Raw genomic sequence first — 7,099 nt, 5'->3', positions numbered from 1 at the left:
AACCGGGCCAGGCGCCGGGCCATGAGGTCAGCTTCACGATCGAGAGCCGGCAGGAGCTTCCGCGATGAGCATCCGTCTTTCCCGCCGTCAGGCCCTGCTGGCGGGCGTCGCCGCCCTGGCCGCGACACCCGCCGCCGCCGCGCCGTTCGTTTCGCGCCGTCCGCCGCCCGAGGCGCGGCGTTTCGCCAGCCCGGCCGTCGAGGGTCTGGTCAAGCGCGTGAAGGCCAAGGTCGCCGATCCCGAACTGGCCTGGCTGTTCGAGAACTGTTTCCCCAACACCCTCGACACCACGGTCTTCCTCGGCGAGGCCGGCGGCAGGCCCGACGCCTTCGTGATCACCGGCGACATCGACTGTATGTGGCTGCGGGACTCCTCGGCCCAGGTCTGGCCCTACCTGGCATTGGCCGCCAAGGCGCCAGAGCTGCGAACCCTGTTCCGTGGCGTGATCGGCCGTCAGGCTCGTTGCATCCTGATCGACCCCTACGCCAACGCCTACATGCGCGATCCGACGGCGCGGACGAACCTGAAGTGGTCGCAGCAGGACGTCACCGACATGCGGCCCGGCGTGGGTGAGCGGAAGTGGGAGATCGACAGTCTCTGCTATCCGATCCGCCTGGCGCACGGCTACTGGCGCGCCACGCACGACGCTACCCCGTTCGACGCCGAATGGCGCGAGGCCATGGCCGTCGTCGTGCGCACCTTCCGCGAGCAGCAGCGCAAGACCGGTCCGGGACCCTACAGCTTCCAGCGGCCCAGCACCCTGGCGACCGAGACCCTGATGCTGGAAGGCAGGGGTGCGCCGACCCGCAAGGTCGGCCTGATCCATTCGATGTTCCGGCCATCGGACGACGCCTGCGTCTATCCGTTCCTGATCCCATCCAACCTATTCGCCGCGGCCAGCCTGAGGCAGCTATCGGAACTGGCGCGCGAGGTGATGAACAATCCGGCCTTCGCCGCCGACTGCGCGGCCTTCGCCGACGAACTGACGGCGGCGCTACAGGCCCACGGCCTGACCGCCAACGCCGACGGGCAGCCGGTCTGGGCCTTTGAGGTCGACGGCTACGGCAACGCCCTCTTCATGGACGACGCCAATGCGCCGGGCCTGATGAGTCTGGCCTATCTGGGCTGCGTCCCGCACGACGATCCGGTCTTCCGGCGAACGGCGCAACTGGCCTGGAGCGAGCGCAATCCGTACTTCTTCAAGGGGACGGCGGCGGAGGGCATCGGCGGCCCGCACGCCGGGCTCGACATGATCTGGCCGATGGCGATCATCATGCGGGCGCTGAACGCCCTGGCCGATGGCGACGACGCGACGGTCCTGGCCAGCTTGAGGGTTCTAAAGGCCACGCACGCCGGCAAGGGCTTCATGCACGAGGCCTTCCACAAGGACGACCCGAGCAAGTTCACCCGCGACTGGTTCGCGTGGGCCAACACCCTGTTTGGCGAGCTGATCGTCGAGATCGTCGAACGCCGGCCCGCGCTGCTGGCCCGATCCCTGGAAGCGACCGCATGACTCAAGTTCCCGCCATCGATCGTCGCAGCCTGATGGCCGGAGCAGGCCTGGCCGGCCTCGCCGCCGCCGCGCCGACTGCCGCCACGCCGCGCCGGGCGTTATGCGATTTTGTCGATCCGTTCATCGGCACGGGCGGCCATGGCCACACCTATCCGGGCGCCACCCTTCCTTTCGGCATGGTGCAGCTGAGCCCGGACACCAGCAACAACGGTTGGGATTCCTGCTCGGGCTATCATCAGCAGGACGGCTCGATCATGGGCTTTTCGCACACCCACCTCAGCGGCACGGGCTGCGCCGACTTGCTGGATGTTCTGGTCGTACCGGCCACCGGGCCGGTGCTGCTGACGCCGGGCGAGCCCGGCAAGCCCGATGACGGTTATCGCTCGCGCTATGACCGCGCCAGCGAACATGCCTCGCCGGGCTACTACCGGGTCCGCCTGACCGACACGCGCATCGATGCCGAATTGACCGTGACCGAGCGGGCGGGCCTGCACCGCTACACCTTTCCCAAGGGCGAGCCGGGCCACCTGCTGATCGACCTCCAGCACGGCCAGAAGGACTGGTGGGAGAAGTCGCCGGAGACCCGGGTCAAGAACGCCAGCCTGCGCCTGGTCGGCGATGACACCCTGGTCGGGGCGCGGCAGGTGTTCCAGTGGGCGCCAGGGCGCTGGATCTATTTCGCGCTGAAGCTGTCGCGGCCGTTCAAGGACGCCCAGCTCTACGCCGCCGACCAGCCGCTGGCCACCGGGGCGCGCGAGGCCAAGGGCGAGAACCTCAAGTGCGTGCTACGCTACCCTGACGCCGGTGCGGCCCCGCTGCTGGTCAAGGTCGGCCTGTCGGGCGTCGACATCGAAGGCGCCCTGGCTAACCTGCAGGCCGAGGCGCCAGGTTGGGACTTCGATGGCGCGCGTCGCTCGGCCCGCGAGACCTGGGAGAAGACGCTGGCGTCGGTCCGGATCGACGGCGCGTCCGACACCGACGCGAAGATCTTCTATACCGGCCTCTATCACAGCCTGTTGGCGCCCACTCTGTTCAGCGACGTCGACGGCCGCTATCGCGGGATGGACCAGAAGAACCACACGGTCCCCGCCGGTCGTCACAATTACAGCACCTATTCGCTGTGGGACACTTATCGGACCCTGCATCCGCTGCTGACCCTGGCCCAGCCAGCTCGGGCGGCCGACGTGGTCGCCGGCCTGGTGCCGATGGCCGAGGAGAGCCCCAAGGGACCGTCGGTCTGGCCGCTGCAGGGGATCGAGACCGGCACCATGAACGGCTGGCACGCCGCCGTCGTGCTGGCCGAGGCCCAGACCAAGGGAGTGGGCGGCCTGGATCCGGTCCGCACCTGGAAGGCGTTCCGCAAGCGCGCCTTCGACGACGATGTGCTGGGCCTGGACTGGTACAAGCGCCTGGGCTTCATCCCGGTCGACGAGGTCATGGAGGGCGCCAGCCGCACGCTGGAATACGCCTATGACGATTGGGCCATGGCGCATCTGGCCGCCGCAGGCGGCGCGCACGAGGACGCCAAGGTCCTGCTGGCCCGCTCGCGCAACTATCGCCACCAGTTCGACCCAGAGACCCGGTTCATGCGGCCACGCAACGCCGACGGATCCTGGGTGACGCCGTTCGAGCCGCGCGCCATCGGCCACATGGACAAGTGGCGCGACTTCACCGAGGCCAACGCCTGGCAGGCGACGTTCCTGATCCAGCACGACCTGTATGGCTACATGGAGCTGTTCGGCGGCGAGAAGGGCTTCGAGGCCAAGCTCGACGGGCTGTTCACGGCCAGTTCGGAGATGCCGCCGGGCTCGCCGCCCGACATTGCGGGCCTGGTCGGCCAGTACGCGCACGGCAACGAGCCGTGCCACCACGTGGCCTATCTCTACGCCTATTGCGGCGCGCACCATAAGACCCAGGCACAGGTGCGGATGCTGCTGAAGAGCCAGTATCAGGCCCGGTCGGATGGGCTGTCGGGCAACGAGGACTGCGGCCAGATGAGCGCCTGGTACGTGATGAGCGCCCTAGGCCTCTATCCCGTTGACCCGGTCATGGGCGCCTACGTTTTTGGTTCGCCGCTGTTCCCGCGCGCCGAGATCGCGGTGGCCGAGGGCCGCCGACTGGTGATCGAGGCCAAGGACGTCGCGCCGGATCGTTTCTACATCCAGTCGGTGACCTGGAACGGCGCGCCGCATGACCGATGCTGGATCGGCCACGACGAGTTGGCCAAGGGCGGGCGGCTCGTGTTCCGGATGGGCGCGCGGCCGAACCCGGCGTTCGGCGCGGCGCGGTCTTCGCGTCCGCCCTCGGCGCCGAAGTTCGCATGAGATCGCACCGTCGCCGGCCGATCCCGTTCCTTCCTCCGCTTCTCACTGACCGGAGCCTGTCGATGCGCCCCGAACTGCACCTGTCCCGCCGACTGCTGCTGGCCGGCGTCGCCGTCTCGGCCCTCCCGGCCATGGCTCGCGCGGCCGGCGACCTGACGCCCTACGGCGCGACCCCGTCGGCGCGGCAACTGGCTTGGCACGGGCTCGAGACCTACGGCTTCGTCCATTTCTCGATCAACACCTTCACCGATCGCGAGTGGGGCTACGGCGACGAGTCGCCGGCCCTGTTCAATCCGACGGACTTCAGCGCCGACCAGATCGTGGCGGCCGCCAAGGCCGGGGGGCTGAAGGCGCTGATCCTGACGGCCAAGCATCACGACGGCTTCTGCCTGTGGCCCAGCCGCTTCACCGAGCACAGCATCGAGAACAGCCCCTACAAGAACGGCAAGGGCGACATCGTCCGGGAACTGTCCGAGGCCTGCGCGCGCGGCGGGCTGAAATTCGGCCTCTACCTGTCGCCTTGGGATCGCAATCACGCCGACTACGGCCGGCCCGAATACGTCACCTATTACCGCAACCAGCTGCGCGAACTCCTGACCCAGTACGGCCCGTTGTTCGAGGTCTGGTTCGACGGGGCCAATGGCGGCGACGGCTATTACGGCGGCGCGCGCGAGGTGCGGAAGATCGGGCCCAACTACTACGACTGGCCGTCGATCGTCGCCTTCGTCCATGAGCTGCAGCCGATGGCCGTGACCTTCGATCCGAAGGGCGCGGACCTGCGCTGGGTTGGCAATGAGCGCGGCTTCGCCGGTGATCCGTGCTGGGCGACCATGGACGACGGGCCCTACACCGAGGCCAAGGGCATGAGCGGCGTGCGAGGCGGTTCGGTCTGGTGGCCGGCAGAGGTCGACGTCTCGATACGCCCCGGCTGGTTCTGGCACGCCTATGAGGACGCCGAGGTGAAGTCCGCCGGGCGGCTACAGAAGATCTATTTCGAGTCCGTCGGGCGCGGGACCAACCTGCTGCTCAACCTGCCGCCCGATCGGCGCGGCCGCATCCCGGACGAGGACGTGGCGGCTCTGGCGGCGTGGGGCAAGGCGCGGCGCGCCCTGTTCGCCCGTAACCTGGCCGACGGCGCCCGCGCCCAGGCCAGCAACGCGCGGGCCGGTCATCCCGCGGCGACCGTGCTGGACGCCGCCCGAGACACCTATTGGGCCTGTGACGACGGCGCCGTGTCGCCGGAGCTGGTCCTGACCCTGCCCGAGGCGCGGACCTTCGACGTGGTGCGCCTGCGCGAACACCTGCCGCTGGGCCTTCGGGTCACGGCGTTCGCGCTGGACGTCTGGGACGGCGGCTGGCGCGAGATCGCCCGTCACCAAGGGATCGGCGCCCAGCGGCTGGTGCGCCTGGCCGCTCCCGTGACGACCGCCAAGCTGCGCCTGCGGGTGCTGGATGCGCCGGCCGGGCCTGCGATCAGTGAGATCAGCCTCTTCCGCCAACCCGTCCTGGTGGACCCGCCGGCCATTCAGCGCGATCGGCAGGGCATGGTGTCGATCGTCGGCGACGCGCCGGGGTTGGAGCTGCGCTACACCGTGGACGGTGCGGCGCCGACCCGGGCCGCCACACGCTTCACCGAACCCTTCGCCCTGCCCGAGGGCGGAGAGGTGAGGGCGGTGGCGGTCGAGCCCGCCAGCGGCGTGACCAGCGCGCCAGCGCGACGGATCTTCGACGTGCGCAAGTCCGATTGGCGCATCGCGCAGAGTAGCGCGCCCGGCGCCGAGGCCCTGATCGACGATGAGCGCGGCTCGGCCTGGCGGGCGCCAGCGCCCTGCGCGGTGACACTCGATCTCGGGAAGGCCAGATCACTGGCTGGTTTCATCCTCACGCCGGCCTGGGACCGGACGCAGGGCGCGGGYGCACCGTCAGGATATCGGGTCGCGACCAGCCTCGACGGTGAAGCCTGGACTCCTGCGGGCGAGGGCGAGTTCGCCAATGTCGCCGCCAGCTTGGCGCCCCAGCGCGTGACGTTCGCCCGTCGGCAGGGACGGTATCTGCGCCTGGAGGTGACACGGACGGCGGGCGCCGAGTCGCAGGTCGTATTCGCGGAACTGGACGTGATCACCGTCGCCGGCCGCTAGCCTGGTGCGAAAGACCGCGCCGTCGGGAGACGGCGCGGTCTGCGCGGGTCAGAAGTTGTATTGCAGGCTGACGTTCACGGCCCGGCCGAGCGGGTCGTAGAGACCGGTATAGGTGTTGGGGTTGTTGGTCGTGCCGTCGACGAAGGTCGAGGGGACCACCGGCGGCGACTTGTCGAGCAGGTTGGTGATCGCGATCCGCGCCGTCATGTCCTTGACCACCATGACCGACGCGGCCAGGTCAAAGTAGCTGTAGGCCTTCATCTTGGTCAGGATCTTGTAGCCCTGCGGGCCGCCGCCGCCGTTGATGGCGTTGTCGGTGCTGTTGGCCGTCAGCTTGGTGGAGCCGATATAGCGCCAGTTCAGCGACAGGGTGCTGTTGCGCCACGGCGTGGCCCAGGTGGCTCGCATGTTGTGAGCCCACTTCGGCGCCGGGGCGTAGCAGGTCGGCGCGCCGTAGTAGCCCGCGCAGTCCGAGATCGGTGTGGTCGGCGAATCCTGCCCCATGCTGCGCAGCATCAGCGTGCCGATCATGTTCAGGTCCATCCGGCCGAGGTCGCCGATGCCGAAGTTGTAGCTGACCTGAACGTCATCGGCCTTGTAGTTGAGGATGTTGGTGTTCTCGGTGCCGCCCGAGATGAAGCCGGTGGTCGTCGAGGTCCCGTCGAGGCGTCCGGTGGTCGGGTCGCGCTTGACGAAACGGCAGTAGTACGGGAGGCCCGTGGTCAGGCAGTTCGACAGGGCCACATTGGCGTCGATATAGCCGATGAAGTCCTTGATCTTGATGTCGACGTGGTCGATCGAGAACAACAGCCCCGGCACGGCCGAGGGCGTGTAGACGAGGCCCAGGGTCTGGGTGATCGCCTTCTCGGGTTGCAGGTTGATGTTGCCGCCGCCCGCATAGCGACGGCAGCCCTGGGGTCCGCAGTCGGGGATCGACTTGGCGGCGTACTGCGCGGCTGTCACGCCGGTGTTGGCGCACTGGGCCGCCGTCGCCGCGCCGGACAGGCTGAGCGAGCTCGACGAGCACGGGTCCGCGCCGTTGTAGCTGAAGTTCCGCGGCGAATAGAGTTCGGAAATGTTAGGCGCGCGCGCGGCCGAGTTGTAGCTGAACCGCACCAGCAGAT

The 7,099-nt window shown here is 68.6% G+C and carries 4 protein-coding genes; 3 read left to right on the top strand and 1 reads right to left on the bottom strand.

Features of this window, described 5'->3' with window-relative positions; translation table 11 throughout:
* Positions 1 to 64 precede the first annotated feature (64 nt).
* The 3 genes from AC1DSO_RS24280 to AC1DSO_RS24270 all read left to right on the top strand — a co-directional run bounded on the left by AC1DSO_RS24280 (position 65) and on the right by AC1DSO_RS24270 (position 5,975).
* Complete coding sequence (locus AC1DSO_RS24280; protein ID WP_477071252.1) at positions 65 to 1,513, top strand: glycoside hydrolase family 125 protein; 1,449 nt, start codon at positions 65 to 67, stop codon at positions 1,511 to 1,513.
* A complete protein-coding gene (locus AC1DSO_RS24275; RefSeq protein WP_477071251.1) occupies positions 1,510 to 3,837 on the top strand; it encodes a GH92 family glycosyl hydrolase in 2,328 nt (775 codons plus the stop codon). The genes AC1DSO_RS24280 and AC1DSO_RS24275 overlap by 4 nt, the downstream gene beginning before the upstream one ends.
* A gap of 62 nt (positions 3,838 to 3,899) precedes the next feature.
* Positions 3,900 to 5,975, top strand: a complete 2,076-nt coding sequence (locus AC1DSO_RS24270; protein ID WP_477071250.1) for an alpha-L-fucosidase — start codon at positions 3,900 to 3,902, stop codon at positions 5,973 to 5,975.
* A gap of 48 nt (positions 5,976 to 6,023) precedes the next feature.
* On the opposite strand, the gene AC1DSO_RS24265 is transcribed toward AC1DSO_RS24270, so the two are convergent.
* Positions 6,024 to 7,099, bottom strand: a 1,076-nt coding sequence (locus AC1DSO_RS24265; protein ID WP_477071249.1) for a TonB-dependent receptor domain-containing protein, incomplete at its 5' end; no start/stop codon positions are given.

Source organism: Caulobacter sp. P4_E5 (assembly GCF_056401555.1).
This window is presented reverse-complemented; position numbering and strand designations above follow the sequence as displayed.

Bases quoted from the DNA above. Each gene is read 5' to 3' on its own strand.
- AC1DSO_RS24275 (WP_477071251.1), top strand. From the start codon at position 1,510: ATGACTCAAGTTCCCGCCATCGATCGTCGCAGCCTGATGGCCGGAGCA.
- AC1DSO_RS24280 (WP_477071252.1), top strand. From the start codon at position 65: ATGAGCATCCGTCTTTCCCGCCGTCAGGCCCTGCTGGCGGGCGTCGCC.